The sequence below is a fragment of the Paenibacillus paridis genome (genome assembly GCF_006345825.1).
Lineage (GTDB): Bacteria > Bacillota > Bacilli > Paenibacillales > Paenibacillaceae > Pristimantibacillus > Pristimantibacillus paridis.
Genome location: NZ_VCIX01000079.1, coordinates 13,897 through 27,287, shown reverse-complemented (window position 1 = coordinate 27,287; position 13,391 = coordinate 13,897). Strand labels below are relative to the sequence as shown.

The window sequence follows — 13,391 nt, the reverse complement described above, 5'->3', positions numbered from 1 at the left end:
GAATAGGAAGATGAACGATGGCTAATGATATTCGGGTATGCGACAAATGCAAGCACATGAAGATGAAGTCGATTGTGCCCAAGCTGGAGAAATTAGTGCCTGACACAGAAATCCGCGTCGGCTGCAAATCTTATTGCGGGCCTTGTGCCCGCTACGCATTTATTTTTATTAATGGCCGCTATGTGAAGGCAGATAACGAAGATGAAGCGATCCAGAAGATTCTTCCTTACATCAAAAAAAAATAACACCAGCACATCCTGACCCTACGCATGCTTGACTCGTAGGGTTTTTGTATACCTAGACGCCTATACGCGCCGAATCGGAATGGCCGTGGGCTGAGGGATGAACGAAAGGAGCAAAAGAGTGGATATAACGACGCCGCAATTGCTTTACCACGGAACGACAAGCGATACGGTACAATCATTTGGCCTGAAGCTGCTGAACTCGCCTTATTGGCGGGCAGGGAAAGATTTCGGCGAAGGCTTCTATACGACGATATCAGCGGATCAAGCCCGGAAATGGGCGCATAAAGCGGCGAAAGAATCTTGGAATGGCGGCCGTCCCTGCGTGCTTGTGGTTGAACTGACGTCAGTGCCTGAACGGGTGGACCCGCTGCTGTTTCTATCCGATTCGCCGGCATGGGCGTCCTTTATCTATGAGCACCGCAAGGCAACGATAAAAGGCAGCGATCCCTGCGAGAGCCATCCCGACATCATTATCGGACCGATGGCGGACAATGACACTGGAAAAATCGTACATAAAGCAGTACAATTAAATAAAGATGAACATTGGTTTTACGAACAGATTACACTATCGCGCAAAGGCAGGAAGCTTGATTCGCTGCGACTCGGCAACCAGGTTGTTTTTTGCAACGAGCAGTGGGAGTCGCATTTGAGGCTGGTCGGCTACCATATTTATACGGGAAGCAGGTGGATGTACCATGAAAGCGAAGGCGCAGGTCAGGTTAAGCTTGTATGAACGAGGCATCGTTGAAGCGTTGACAGCGGAATACGGTTATTCCCAACCCGATGCGAGGACGCTTGTCGTAGACTACATTGAAGTGGTGCGTAAGCTCGGAGGGTATGATAATTGCGGCCAATATGCCCAGCTTCTCGATCATGCGCGCCGGATGCATCATTCTCCCGCGCAGTGGCTGGAACATATTCAAGCCATAGAGAAAGGCGAGCTTCGAGACAGAGGAATCGATTCGGAGGAAAGCCAATATTTGCAAACGAAGTAGGACCCGCGATTGGGATCGTCGGGTCTTTTGTTTATAATAGGCTGAGGCAAATGCTGGATAGAGAGCTTAGGAGGAGAAATAAATGCTGAAGCCAGCACGTTTTTACCTATTCGGAATCGCATTGGCATTAGGTTGTTTGGTAGCGGCAGAGCTAATATGGGTGCCTGCGCCCATTCGGACATCGGGCGGCATGCAATGGATTGAAATGATCGATTGGTTGTTTAATCTAGTGGCGCTTGTGCCGCTTGCTTGGGCGGTGGGCGCACTTCTTGGTCTATTTAGGGACAAGCTATGGAGAGGCGTTGGCATTCTCTTGCAGCTTCTGCGCATCATGATTGCAGGGCTTGGCTTCGCGGCAGCAGGTTACGTGTTTTTTGCACCAAAGCTGCTGTTTCTGCTGCTTGTTCTCATCGGAGCTGCAGCGCCATTCGTTTTTGCCGACATGTTGATTAGCGAGATGCGAAACCGCATTAAGGCCGATGGGCAAGCTGAAGGCGCAAAACCTGCTGCAAGTATGCAGACAAGGCGGGGCAGGTTGATTTGGCTGCCGAAGCGAAGCGGTATCGCCCTCGTTCTTACACTGCTGCTGCTCCTAGCGCTATTGTGTCCGACGGGCTACCTGGTCACTTACCCGGGCATGACACTGAATTTAAACCGTTATGCGCACGTGGAAGGCGGGGGGAGAGGCGGTACGATCAACGGCGTTCTCGTATTTGACAGGCCAGCGGTGCCGGCCGATTGGCTGTTTGCGAAGCTGCTGCCGATGTACAGCTTCGAGAAAACGCCTGAGAATGAGCCGCCGCTGACAGAGACCTATGCGCAGGTCGTACTCATGAAGACGGATGCCAATGCCGCAGCGTCTGCGATCGCGATGAAGAAAACTGGTTTCGGTAGCGGGATTACTCCGGAAGGGGTTCAGATCGTTGCCGTGATCAAGGACAGTCCGGCTGATCAGCGGCTGCAGGCTGGCGATATTATTGAACAATTGAATGGGCAAGCTGTTCGTTCGATAACGGAACTGTCAGCTTATATGGCGACAGAGGTTAAACCAGGAGACAAGGTGACGGTGACCTTGAAGAGAAAGGAAAGCGAACAAGTGGTTGACCTAGTGACCGAGGCGTCGGCCGACACGCCTGAGAGGCCGGTATTCGGGATTTCAGTAGAAACAAAATGGCATTACGACATTCCGAAGACTATCGACTACAAGCGGTTTATGGCGCATCTGGGAGGCCCCTCGCATGGCGCCATGCTGACGTTGGCGCTCATTGATCAGCTGACTCCCGGGGGCATTACCCATGGGATTAAGATAGCCGGAACGGGCACGATCGAACCAGACGGCTCCATTGGACTCATTGGGGGCATCAAGCAGAAGGCATATGCGATTAGTCGTACAGATGCGGATGTATTTTTCGTACCTGCAAAACTAGAGGAGGCTGCTCGCAGCGGGGCGCCGGAGCTGAATATCGTACCGGTGAATACGATCGACGATGTGCTGGCATGGCTGGCTCAGCATTGACGTGAAACGGAACAAGGACGATCCTGCACGAGTCTGTGACTCGCGGGATCGTCCTTCTTTTTTTTAATAGGGCCGGTCAGCCGTTTCTAGGTTAGAAGGGAGACTAGCTTCAATTGTCGATTGCTCCTTGAAGTCGTTGATCAGATCATTCATGACGATTTGGTCGGACAGGCTGAGCTCGCCGCGAGCATCATCGATGGCATTCATACAAGCGTTCATATCGCTCACTGTATTCGTAGTAATACTCCAGCAAGCACCATTTGACGCAACGCCATCCGTGGAAGGAATATAGTAAACAGTTCCGTCCGTGAAGGCGCCGTTTCTCAGCACCACTTTTTTGCCGCTAAGAGGCTGGTCGGTGAGCAACGGTGAACCCAGCAGGTACTGGTCTGCGGTTGAGAAGCCAAGCAGATGCATAACCGTTGGAGTGACATCGATCTGCCCGCCAACCTGCTCATAGATCCCGGCATGACCGTCTTTGGGTAGATGAACGAGCAAAGGAACCTGCTTCAGGATCATTTGCCGTTCCAAATCATTAAGCGGCTTGTCCAGAAATGTCTCAAACAGCGTCCAGTCCTTGATGGAATTATCATGGTCCCCATACATGACAAGAATCGTATTATCCCATAATCCTTCAGCTTTCATGCGCTCTACCAGCTCGCCGAGAGCGGCATCCACATAGTGGATGGCCTGCAAATAATCTCCCATTAACGTACCGTCCAGCTCGCCGAGATTAAGCACTTTCTCCTCCGGCGGCATCGTGAAGGGGTAGTGGCTGGAGAGCGTAATCAGAAAGGAATAAAACGGCTGCTTTTGCTCAGAAATGACATCAAGCGACTGCCGGAAAAATGACTTGTCGCCGAGCGCCCAGCCAATTTTCTCATCCAGCGTAAAATGCTTTAGGCTGTAGAATTGGTCGTATTGCATATTTCGGTACATCGTGTTTCGATTCCAAAACCCGCCCTCATAGGAGTGGAAGACAGTTGTCCCATAATCATTAGCCTTAAGAGTGCTTGGCATGCAGTCGAATTCATTCGGCGAATATTGAATGAATACGGAGCCGTTGGCTACCGGCTGCATGGAGCAATTGGCTGTAAAATCAGCATCCGAGGTTCGGCCTTGCGCAGTCTGGTGATAAAACTGGCTGAAATAAGCGCTTTTCTCAATCAAGTCATTCAGATGCGGTGTAATTTCCTGCCCGCCGATCGATTGATGAATCATGAAGTTTTGAAAGGCTTCCAGCTGCACCATCAGCACATTACTGCCTTTGTAGGCGCCGAACAGCGAATCTTGCTCCAAATTGCCCCGAAGCTCGCCACGAGCTTCAATCCATTTCTGAGCTTCGGATAATTGTTCCGCAGTTACGGTTTCCGTATCAAGCCAGTGCTGCTTCACATAGCGATAGACATCATAGCCATGAAAACCAAGCCCTCCCGTGACATTATAAATAGAGAGGTTCCACCAGTTGCCTTCAAAAATCCCTTGCCCCCATGTCCGCTTTGCCTCATTTACGTTCGTAAACACAAGCGACGTGCCGATAAAAAAAACGACAGCGCTTAGCGAGATACGGATCAATGCTTTCCGCCAAAGCGGCGGAGCCGAGCGATATTCATTGGCATGGCGCAGATCAGTGCGTCCTTGCCAAATGATATAAACTGCGAAAGGGATCATGATGAGCCAGTCCAAAAATAAAATAAAATCCTTCACATGCAGCAGCGTACCGATGCTTTCTCCGAGTGAGTCTACCTGTCCGAGCTGGAGCAGCACGGGAACGGAGATCAAATCTTGGAAATAGCGATAATAAATCAGATCGGCGTAAAGCACGAAGGTGGCGATCATGTTTAAAAGAATAAGAGAAACCATTCGTCCGCGTGCAGGGAGCCATAGGGTCCAGAAGCTGAACAGCAGCACGGCTCCCACTTCAATCCAAGCGTCCTTAGACGTCATTTTCATATTGGCGACATTTAGAAACGCGTTGAACAAATAAAGCTTGCAGAACATCGCGCCAACAAACAACGCCAGATCCACAGCCTTAAGCCGCTCGAATCCAACCAGCAGCAAGCTTAGCAACCGACGTACTGGCGTTTGTCTAGGAGATTGCATACATAAAATATCCTTCCTATTCCGTTACGGCCTGTTCCCGCGCGGGGGAAGCGGACCGAAAAACTGCAAGTAGTTACATTCGATCCGGCCATTGAACAGTTTCCGTTTCTTGTCGGCATTTCGTCCGAAATAATGCTCGATCGTCGTAGATGGACTAATCGAGAAATAGGACCATGTCGGATAGTGCAGCGCGGTAAGGCCGAATTGGCGCAAGGCCGCTTCCGCTTGCACATCGTCGCCTAGCCGTTCGCCGTAAGGCGGGTTTGTAATGATAACGCCGTAGTCGCCTTGCAGCTTAACCTTGGCGACAGGCTGTACGGATAATTTGATTTCTTTGCCGAAGCCTGCCTTCTTGATAGCGGCTTCCGCAATTTCAATGGCGCCGGGATCAATGTCCGAGCCAGCGATTTGAAGCGGAATATCGTCCTTTACGAGGTCGAACGCTTCATCGCGCGCCTCATCCCAAAGCTCGTTTGGAATAAGCGGCCAGCCCTCGCTGTTGAAGCTTCGGCGAAGCCCAGGGGCAATATTCCAACCGATCATGGCAGCTTCGATAAGAATGGTGCCCGACCCGCAAAACGGATCATAAAGCGGCCGTTCAGGGCGCCAGCGGCTAAGCTGGACCAGTGCGGCAGCAAGCGTCTCCCGAATAGGCGCTTCCGTCGCAACTTTGCGGTAGCCTCGTTTGTGCAAGCCATCGCCAGTGGTATCCAGCGTCAGCATCGCGCGGTCATTCATAAGCGTTACTTCAATAACGTAGCGTCCGCCGTCTTCCGGAAACCACTCCGTACCGTAGCGTTCGGTCATTTTGTCAACAACCGCTTTTTTGACGATGCTTTGGCATGCCGGTACGCTGGTTAGTTGAGACTTTTGCGAGCGTCCATTGACGGGGAACTCGCCGTCATTCGGAATCCAAGTCGGCCAGTCCAGCGCTTTGGTGCCTTCAAAAAGGTCTTCGAAGGTTGTAGCAGGGAACTCTCCCATTTTGATGAGGACTCGTCCTGCGGTGCGCAGCCAAAGGTTAGTGCGGCAAATATCGAGCGGTCCGCCCGTAAAATTAACCCGTCCGTTTTCTACTTGCAGATCATTGTAGCCCAAATCCTTCAGCTCGCGTGCGACAACCGCTTCAAGTCCCATCGGTGCGGTTGCGATTAGCTGTAACTTTTCCATTATACACTCTCTTTTCATTAATTCTTAGCGATCAAGGATCGTCGCGCCATAAGCCTAGGCTTGTAACCCCGAGAACAAAAACATACAATCAAGTATAGGACAAACTAGCTTGTTTTTACAAATTGTAAAATTGGAGAGAGATAGAATGACGTTGACGAATGAGGAATATGTAGATTCCCTTTACGGGGCTGACGCAGATCTAGAACGCACAAAAGCAGGAATAGCTGCAAACGGAATGCCGGAGATTTCGGTTGCGGATGGCTATGGAAGGCTGCTCACGATGCTGGTCTCGCTAACGAAAGCGCGTAATATTGTAGAGATCGGCGCTCTTGGCGGGTACAGCGGCATTTGCTTGGCGCGCGGCTTGCCGGAGGGCGGCAAGCTGATCTCGCTGGAGCTTCTGCAAAATTATGCCGACGTGGCCAAAACGCATATGGAAGCGGCTGGTCTTGGCGACAAGGTCGAGTACAGGATTGGCGATGCGAAGCAAAGCTTGGCGGAGCTTCAAGCGGAGGGCTTGAAGTTTGATTTCTTTTTTATTGATGCAGATAAAGAAGGTTATCCCGTCTACTTGGATTATGCGATCGCTCTGGCGGAGCCCGGCGCTATTATCGTAGGGGATAATATTTTGCTGCGCGGCAGAACAACTGACCCAGCCAAAGCGGGCCCGTCCGTGCGCGCGGTGCGCTCCTTTAATGAAATCATCGCCTCCGATGCGCGTCTGCAAAGTACGGTGCTGCCGGGTTATGACGGTTTAGCCATCGCAATCGTTAAATAATGAGAGCTGCCAAGCAGCGCCTTTTTTCCGCGACGATTGTCGGGCGGAAGAGGGCGCTTTTTTGGTTATGAACGCGGATCTAGGGGATCGCAGGATAAGGCTAATAAGAGCGAGTCGTTGGTGGCTGCGTCGTCGGTTCATGAATACTTATCTGTTTGGATTGCTCGAAGAAGCGGTTGGTTACTTGTGATGGGAGTGCCGTAAGCGCATTGAGTTCTTATCGTACGAAAAAGGGGCTGGTTACTAGTGGTGGGAGCGCTGTAAGCGCATATGTGTTCTTACAGTAGCTGTCTAGCTAGTTTTTGAGGTCTGTAAGCGCATATGTGTTCCTATCGCATGGAAAAGGAGCCGACTAATGGTGCTGGGAGCGCTGTAAGCGCATATGTGTTCTTACAGTAGCTGTCTAGCTAGTTTTTGAGGTCTGTAAGCACGTATGTGTTCTTAACGTGCGAAAATTGGGCTGATTACTGGTGATGGGAGCGCTGAAAGCGCATATGTGTTCTTATAGCAGCTGTTTAGCTAGTTTTTGAGGTCTGTAAGCACATATGTGTTCTTAACGCACGAAAAAGGAGCAGGTTACTGGTGGTGGGAGCGCTGTAAGCGCATATGTGTTCTTACAGTAGCTGCTTGGCTAGTCTTTGAGGTCTTTAAGCACGTATATGTTCTTAACGCACGAAAAAAGGGCCGGTTACTGCTGGTGGGAGGAAAGAGATTTTTACAATGATAGCTTTGTTGTCCTACTTGTGAACAGGTAAGCTTCGAGTGTGGCATAGAGACGTCAATTGGGCGAGTGATCAGTGGCATGATATGTCAAAAAACGACAAATGTCATCATGGGATTTGAGCTTGAATTTCCAGTTAGGAATACATTAGAAAAAAGGGCATGCGGGGAAGGAAGACTTCCCGCATGCCCTTATCTATGCCCGTAAGAACAAGTCAGCCGTCTTTGCCTTGATGCAAAAGCGGCCGTTTGCGCAGCAGCGATTGGTAAACCCATGCCGCATTGATCATCAGCATGACCGCCGAGAGCAGGAACAGCCCTTGAATGCCGATCCAGCCTGACAAGGCGCCGCCCGTGATCGGGCCGATCATATTGCCGAGGCTCATTGTACTGGTATTGAAGCTGTAGGAGCGGCTTTCCATGCCGTCCGGCGTATATTTTCGAATTAGGGAGTTTACGGCTGGAATAAGACCCCCCAGAAAAATGCCCAGTACAAAGCGCGCGATCAGCAATTGCCAGACAGTTCCCGCTAGCGCCTGCGGAATAAAAGCAAGCGAGGCTCCAACTAGTGCCACGCCAAGCACACGTTCCGCACCGACCTTATCGCTTAACTTTCCTAACAGCGGCGAGGCGATTAGGTTGGAGAGACCAGTGACGGAGCCGACAAACCCTGCAAAAAAGGCGAGGTTCGCAGTCGTACCATGGAGCTCCTGCACATAAAGCGGAATCAGCGTCATCGGGCTCATCATCGCGAACTGGATAAGGAAGGTGACGGCAAACAGCGCAGTAAGCTGCGGGATTCCGCTTAGCTTGCGAAATCCTTCAATGACGGAGGCTTGCACGCGCTGCGCGGCTTTCATGCGGTCAAAGGGCTCTTTGACTACGAGTAATGCAAGTAGCGAAGCGGCGAAGAGCAAAGCTCCCGTCAGATAGAAAATAGGGCGAAAGCCTATGCTGTCTGCGAGCAATCCGCCTATAAACGGGCCGAGTATCGTGCCGGCAATGCCGCCGGATTGAATGGTTCCCATGGCGAAGCCCATTTTATCTTTTGGCGTCGTTGCCGAGATGAGGGCGATGGAGGCCGGATTAAAGCCGGAAATCGTGCCATTCACCATGCGCAGCAGCAGCAAATGCCAAGGATTTGTGGCAAAGCCCATGAGGACCATAACGACGGACATGCCAAAGCCTGAGCGGAGCAGCATCATTTTTCGACCGTATCGGTCGGCCATTTTGCCCCAAATCGGTTGAAATATAAAGGAAGTAACGAAGTTTCCGGCAAAAATAATACCGGCCCAGATGCCGATCTCATGCTTGTCGGACAAGCCTAAATCAAATTGCAGGTAGAGGGACAGGAACGGAATGATCATCGTCATTCCAGCCATAACGAGAAACTGTCCGAACCACAACACGATCAGATTTTTTTTCCATTGTTCCATTTCCAAAGTATAGCATAAGTGATTGCATGATTTCTTCAAGCGGATCTTGACCAAGAAAAGAGGAGCAATTGCATTAAAAATGAAAAAAATTAAGAACGAGTCCCAATTAATTGGGAAATTGGACACTACTTATTTTGTCGAAATGTAGTAAAATGAAGACAAGATTCGACAAAATATTCAACTGGTCGTTTAGTCGCAAAAAAGCCTATAGTCATATGGTCTTGCGTGGAAATGTTTACAAAATCTTATGGTAAAATATACTTATCCATAATCAGGGAAAATAGGTCGAAAGTCATTGACAGGAATACTATTCCTTGTTTTAATTAAGTCAAGTTTCAACATGGTAGCGGAGCATTCTACTTTATTTGCAAATCTATGATCAGTTAGTTGGTGATGAATGATGTCAGGAGCCCGTAAACGAATAGGAGATTTGCTAGTCGAGTCCGGGGTAATAACCGAGGAGCAGTTGCAGCAGGCACTCATTCAACAGCGGGAATTAAAGACAAGACTTGGAGATGTGCTCATTTCCAAAGGTTACATAACGCAGCAGCAGTTTATTGAGGCGCTGGAATTCCAGCTCGGCATTCCGCATGTACAAATTTATCGCCAGAAAATTGATCCGAAAATTATTCAATTAATTTCACAGAAGCTAGCTGACCAGCATTGCGTCATGCCGCTTCGTATGGAAGGCAATAGACTGATTCTTGCCATGGCCGATCCACTGGATTACTTTGCGATTGATGAGATCAGAATTGCTACGGGACTTCGAATTGAACCGGTAATTGCATCCAAAGATGAGCTTGTTCGTGCAATTAATCGTTTTTACGGATTGCAGGATACGATTGAGCAAATTAGCCAGAACCTGCAGCTAAAGGATATAGACGAGGATCACGCGATTCAGGATGAGGATTCGCCTGTCGTGAAGACGGTCAATCAAGTGATTGCACAGGCCGTTCAGCTCGGAGCGAGCGATATCCATTTGGACCCGCAGGACGGAAGCTTCCGCATCCGTTACCGGGTGGATGGCGTGATGCGGACGGAGAGGACGCTTCCTCCCAATATGCATGGGATTATCGTCGCACGCATCAAGATTATGGCCAATCTAAACGTTGCCGAGCGAAGGCTTCCACAGGATGGACGGGTAGAGCTTGACATCGATTTTCGGAAGGTGGATGTCCGGGTATCTACGCTGCCAACGATCCACGGGGAAAAAGTCGTTATCCGGGTGCTGGATCTTGGCAACTCACTCGCTGACATCTCGAAGCTGGCGCTTTCGGAACGGAACGAACAGGTTTTTCGCAAAAGCATTGAGATGGCTTATGGGGTCGTATTGATTACGGGGCCAACCGGCAGCGGTAAGTCGACTACCTTGTATTCGGCGCTTGCGCATCTGAACAAAGATGATGTCAACATCATCACCGTAGAGGATCCGGTAGAGTACCAGCTTGAAGGGGTCAATCAGGTGCAGGTAAATCCTCTTACTGGGTTAACCTTCGCCAGAGGGCTGAGAGCTATTTTGCGACAGGATCCGAACATCGTCATGCTAGGAGAAATCAGGGACTCGGAAACCGCAGAAATATCCGTAAGGGCCGCGATGACCGGTCACCTTGTTCTAAGTACGTTACATACAAACAATGCGGTCAATTCCATAACGAGACTGATCGATATGGGCGTCGAGCCGTTTCTCATTTCCTCTTCGGTGAATTGTATCGTAGCCCAGCGGCTGGTAAGAAGGATTTGCACCCATTGCAAGCAGCGTTACACGCCAATTGACAAAGAGCTGGAGCTTGTTACGAGCCACGGGATCGAAACCGAACAATTATACAAAGGAGCAGGCTGCGGAGAATGCGGCCGAACCGGCTATAAGGGAAGGTTGGCCATCCATGAGGTACTGATGATAGACAACGAGCTTCGTTCATTAATTATTTCAAAGCGGTCGGATAACGAGTATTACGAGCATGCGCTGAAGCAGGGAATGATCCCGATTTTGGCAGATGGTCTGCAGAAGGCCGTTGAAGGCCATACGACCGTGACCGAGGTGTTTCGTGTTCTTGGGCATGGCGAGTAAAAGGTTACCGTTCAGCAGGAAGGGTGCTGTCCATGCAGGCAGAGGAATTGCTTTATTTAGCTCATTCAAAACAAGCATCCGATATTCACATCACGGTTAACTCGCCCGTTATTTTTCGAATTCATGGAGAACTGCAGCCAATCAACGATACGTTGTTAAAGCCCAATGACACGCTTGAGCTGGCTAAGCAGTTTATGACGGACGAGCGGTATGAGACGCTTCAGCAAAATGGCGACGTTGATTTTTCTTATGGCGTTGCTGGCCTTGCAAGGTTCCGGATCAACGCCTATAAGCAGCGGGGAAGCGTTGGGCTTGCGATCCGAATCGTACCGAGCGTCATTCCGACGATGGAAGAGCTTCGCCTGCCGCGCATCGCAGCTGAATTTGCTAAGAAGCCGCAGGGCCTGCTGCTTGTTACCGGTCCTACCGGAAGCGGGAAGTCAACGACATTAGCGTCCATCATTGACCATCTCAATCGAACGGAAAACTCGCATATCATTACGTTGGAGGACCCGATCGAGTTTATTTATGATCATCGGAAATCGATGGTCAACCAACGAGAAGTGGGGCTCGACACGCCGTCCTTCTCCCATGGGCTCAGGGCTGCGCTGCGGCAAGACCCCGATATCGTGCTTGTCGGCGAAATGAGGGATTTGGAGACGATCAGCACCGCCATCAGCGCAGCCGAGACGGGACATCTCGTATTTGGAACGCTGCATACGGCGGATGCTCCGCAAACGATCGACCGGATCATTGATGTATTTCCTCCCGCCATGCAGGCGCAAATCAGAATCCAGCTGGCGGCGGTTTTGTTAGGCGTTATCTCGCAGCGGCTGCTGCCGAGGGCTGACGGCAAAGGCAGAACGGCTGCCTTCGAGGTGCTTGCGAATACGCCAGCCGTCGCTAACTTGATCCGCAGCGAGAAGATTTATCAAATTCGTTCGGTCATGCAAACGGGCAAGGCGCTAGGCATGCAGACGATGGAGTACGCGCTGAGGGATCTCGTTAACCAAGGGCATGTGAAAATCCAGGATGCGCGGGAAGCTTTGTTCGGTTTTGGGGAGCTTTAAGATTAACAATTGAGTTTCAGTGGAGTTGATTCGATGCCGAAATACCGGTATAAGGCGGTCACATCCAGCGGCAAGAAATCGATGGGCATCTTGGAGGCCAATTCGATGCAGCGCGCCCGCGAGGCGCTAAGTGAAAAGGGCTTATGGGTAACGGATATTTTAGATACGAACGAGACGACGTTATACAAGGATATTTCGTTCGGCGGCCCAAGGGTCAAAATGGATCAGTTTACGGTGTTTTGCCGGCAGCTGGCTACGATGTACCGCGCAGGCGTGAGCTTGGTTGAATCCGTCCAAATTCTCAGCGAGCAGACGAATAGCAAAACCTTGTCCAAGCTGCTCGTTACGATTGCCGAGGAGATGCGGGGAGGCAAGCAATTCTCGGAATCGGTAGCTGCTTATCCAACCGTGTTTACCTCGGTATTCGTCAGCATGGTACAAGCCGGCGAGGTAGCGGGTAACCTGGACACGATGCTGGATCGGCTCGCTATATTTTTCGAGAAAGAGCGCAACACGAGGGAAAAGGTCAAATCAGCCATGGTCTACCCGGCAGTCATGCTCGTCATGATGGTGCTTGTCGTTATTTTTATGATGCTGTTTGTCATTCCGCAGTATGTGACCAGCTTCGCAGGCATGGGAATCGAGCTGCCGCTGCCTACGCGCATCGTCATGGCTGTCAGTGAATTTATGCAGGGCTATTGGTACATTGTGATTGCAGCAATGTTTGTGCCGACTATCGTATGGAAGCTCATTAGACGTACAGCAGCAGGCAGGCAACAGCTGGATTATTGGCTGCTCAAAATACCGGTGTTCGGCACGCTATGGCATAAACAGGCGATCGCCCGGTTTTCGCGTACATTCAGCTCTTTGATTGCAGCGGCGATTCCGCTTATGCAGGGCTTGTCGATCGTCTCTAACGTCGTTGGCAACGAGGCGATCGGCAAGGTTATTTCCGATATTCGGGAAAAGGTGCTGAGCGGGGAGACGATGTCAGAGCCTCTGAAGCAATCGAAGCTGTTCCCGCCGATGGTCGTGCAGATGATCGCGATCGGCGAGCGCTCAGGCGCGACAGAGGACATGCTCGACAAGGTCGCCGATTTCTATGAGGCAGACGTGGACCAGATGGCGGACCGCCTGAAGGCGCTGCTGGAGCCGCTGATGATTGTTCTGCTCACGGGCGTCGTAGGCGTCATCGTTATGGCAGTCATGATGCCAACGTTCAAAATGATGCAGAGCTATTTGTAAGCTGAAGCTAAAAAACTTTCTGAGCATAGATGTACCCCTTGCTCA

General features: G+C 50.6%; 11 protein-coding genes. 8 read left to right on the top strand and 3 right to left on the bottom strand.

Annotated features, from left to right (window positions below; translation table 11 throughout):
• Positions 1-17: 17 nt before the first annotated feature.
• The 4 genes from FJQ58_RS08775 (at position 18) to FJQ58_RS08760 (ending at position 2,756) form a co-directional block, all read left to right on the top strand.
• Positions 18-245, top strand: coding sequence for a YuzB family protein (locus FJQ58_RS08775; protein WP_139992404.1), 228 nt, complete (start codon positions 18-20; stop codon positions 243-245).
• A 118-nt stretch (positions 246-363) separates the two neighbouring features.
• Positions 364-978: a DUF3990 domain-containing protein gene (locus FJQ58_RS08770; RefSeq protein WP_162341399.1), complete on the top strand. Its 615-nt coding sequence runs from the start codon at positions 364-366 to the stop codon at positions 976-978.
• On the top strand, positions 941-1,240 hold the full coding sequence (locus FJQ58_RS08765) for a hypothetical protein (protein WP_139992400.1): 300 nt from the start codon (positions 941-943) through the stop codon (positions 1,238-1,240). The genes FJQ58_RS08770 and FJQ58_RS08765 overlap by 38 nt, the downstream gene beginning before the upstream one ends.
• Before the next feature lie 82 nt (positions 1,241-1,322).
• Positions 1,323-2,756: a PDZ domain-containing protein gene (locus FJQ58_RS08760; RefSeq protein ID WP_139992398.1), complete on the top strand. Its 1,434-nt coding sequence runs from the start codon at positions 1,323-1,325 to the stop codon at positions 2,754-2,756.
• Positions 2,757-2,819: 63 nt separating this feature from the next.
• On the opposite strand, the gene FJQ58_RS08755 is transcribed toward FJQ58_RS08760, so the two are convergent.
• Positions 2,820-4,859, bottom strand: a complete 2,040-nt coding sequence (locus FJQ58_RS08755; RefSeq protein WP_139992396.1) for an LTA synthase family protein — start codon at positions 4,857-4,859, stop codon at positions 2,820-2,822.
• A gap of 24 nt (positions 4,860-4,883) precedes the next feature.
• Complete coding sequence (locus tag FJQ58_RS08750) at positions 4,884-6,029, bottom strand: THUMP domain-containing class I SAM-dependent RNA methyltransferase (protein ID WP_139992394.1); 1,146 nt, start codon at positions 6,027-6,029, stop codon at positions 4,884-4,886.
• 145 nt (positions 6,030-6,174) lie between these two features.
• Between FJQ58_RS08750 and FJQ58_RS08745 the strand changes: the two genes are divergently transcribed.
• Entirely contained in the window at positions 6,175-6,807 is a 633-nt protein-coding gene (locus FJQ58_RS08745) for an O-methyltransferase (protein ID WP_139992392.1), read from the top strand.
• A gap of 935 nt (positions 6,808-7,742) precedes the next feature.
• Here FJQ58_RS08745 and FJQ58_RS08740 read toward each other — a convergent pair.
• A complete protein-coding gene (locus tag FJQ58_RS08740; protein ID WP_139992390.1) occupies positions 7,743-8,963 on the bottom strand; it encodes an MFS transporter in 1,221 nt (406 codons plus the stop codon).
• Between the two features lie 400 nt (positions 8,964-9,363).
• Between FJQ58_RS08740 and FJQ58_RS08735 the strand changes: the two genes are divergently transcribed.
• The 3 genes from FJQ58_RS08735 to FJQ58_RS08725 are packed head-to-tail and all read left to right on the top strand — an operon-like array spanning position 9,364 to position 13,346.
• Positions 9,364-11,031: a GspE/PulE family protein gene (locus tag FJQ58_RS08735; RefSeq protein WP_139992388.1), complete on the top strand. Its 1,668-nt coding sequence runs from the start codon at positions 9,364-9,366 to the stop codon at positions 11,029-11,031.
• Between the two features lie 32 nt (positions 11,032-11,063).
• Positions 11,064-12,101, top strand: coding sequence for a type IV pilus twitching motility protein PilT (locus FJQ58_RS08730; protein ID WP_139992386.1), 1,038 nt, complete (start codon positions 11,064-11,066; stop codon positions 12,099-12,101).
• 33 nt (positions 12,102-12,134) lie between these two features.
• Positions 12,135-13,346, top strand: coding sequence for a type II secretion system F family protein (locus FJQ58_RS08725; RefSeq protein WP_139992384.1), 1,212 nt, complete (start codon positions 12,135-12,137; stop codon positions 13,344-13,346).
• Positions 13,347-13,391: the final 45 nt, after the last annotated feature.

What these genes read in the sequence shown, in the direction of transcription:
- FJQ58_RS08775 (WP_139992404.1), top strand. Translation starts at nt 18, where the DNA reads ATGGCTAATGATATTCGGGTATGCGACAAATGCAAGCACATGAAGATG.
- FJQ58_RS08765 (WP_139992400.1), top strand. Translation starts at nt 941, where the DNA reads ATGAAAGCGAAGGCGCAGGTCAGGTTAAGCTTGTATGAACGAGGCATC.
- FJQ58_RS08760 (WP_139992398.1), top strand. Translation starts at nt 1,323, where the DNA reads ATGCTGAAGCCAGCACGTTTTTACCTATTCGGAATCGCATTGGCATTA.
- FJQ58_RS08755 (WP_139992396.1), bottom strand. Translation starts at nt 4,859, where the DNA reads ATGCAATCTCCTAGACAAACGCCAGTACGTCGGTTGCTAAGCTTGCTG.
- FJQ58_RS08750 (WP_139992394.1), bottom strand. Translation starts at nt 6,029, where the DNA reads ATGGAAAAGTTACAGCTAATCGCAACCGCACCGATGGGACTTGAAGCG.
- FJQ58_RS08745 (WP_139992392.1), top strand. Translation starts at nt 6,175, where the DNA reads ATGACGTTGACGAATGAGGAATATGTAGATTCCCTTTACGGGGCTGAC.
- FJQ58_RS08740 (WP_139992390.1), bottom strand. Translation starts at nt 8,963, where the DNA reads ATGGAACAATGGAAAAAAAATCTGATCGTGTTGTGGTTCGGACAGTTT.
- FJQ58_RS08735 (WP_139992388.1), top strand. Translation starts at nt 9,364, where the DNA reads ATGTCAGGAGCCCGTAAACGAATAGGAGATTTGCTAGTCGAGTCCGGG.
- FJQ58_RS08730 (WP_139992386.1), top strand. Translation starts at nt 11,064, where the DNA reads ATGCAGGCAGAGGAATTGCTTTATTTAGCTCATTCAAAACAAGCATCC.
- FJQ58_RS08725 (WP_139992384.1), top strand. Translation starts at nt 12,135, where the DNA reads ATGCCGAAATACCGGTATAAGGCGGTCACATCCAGCGGCAAGAAATCG.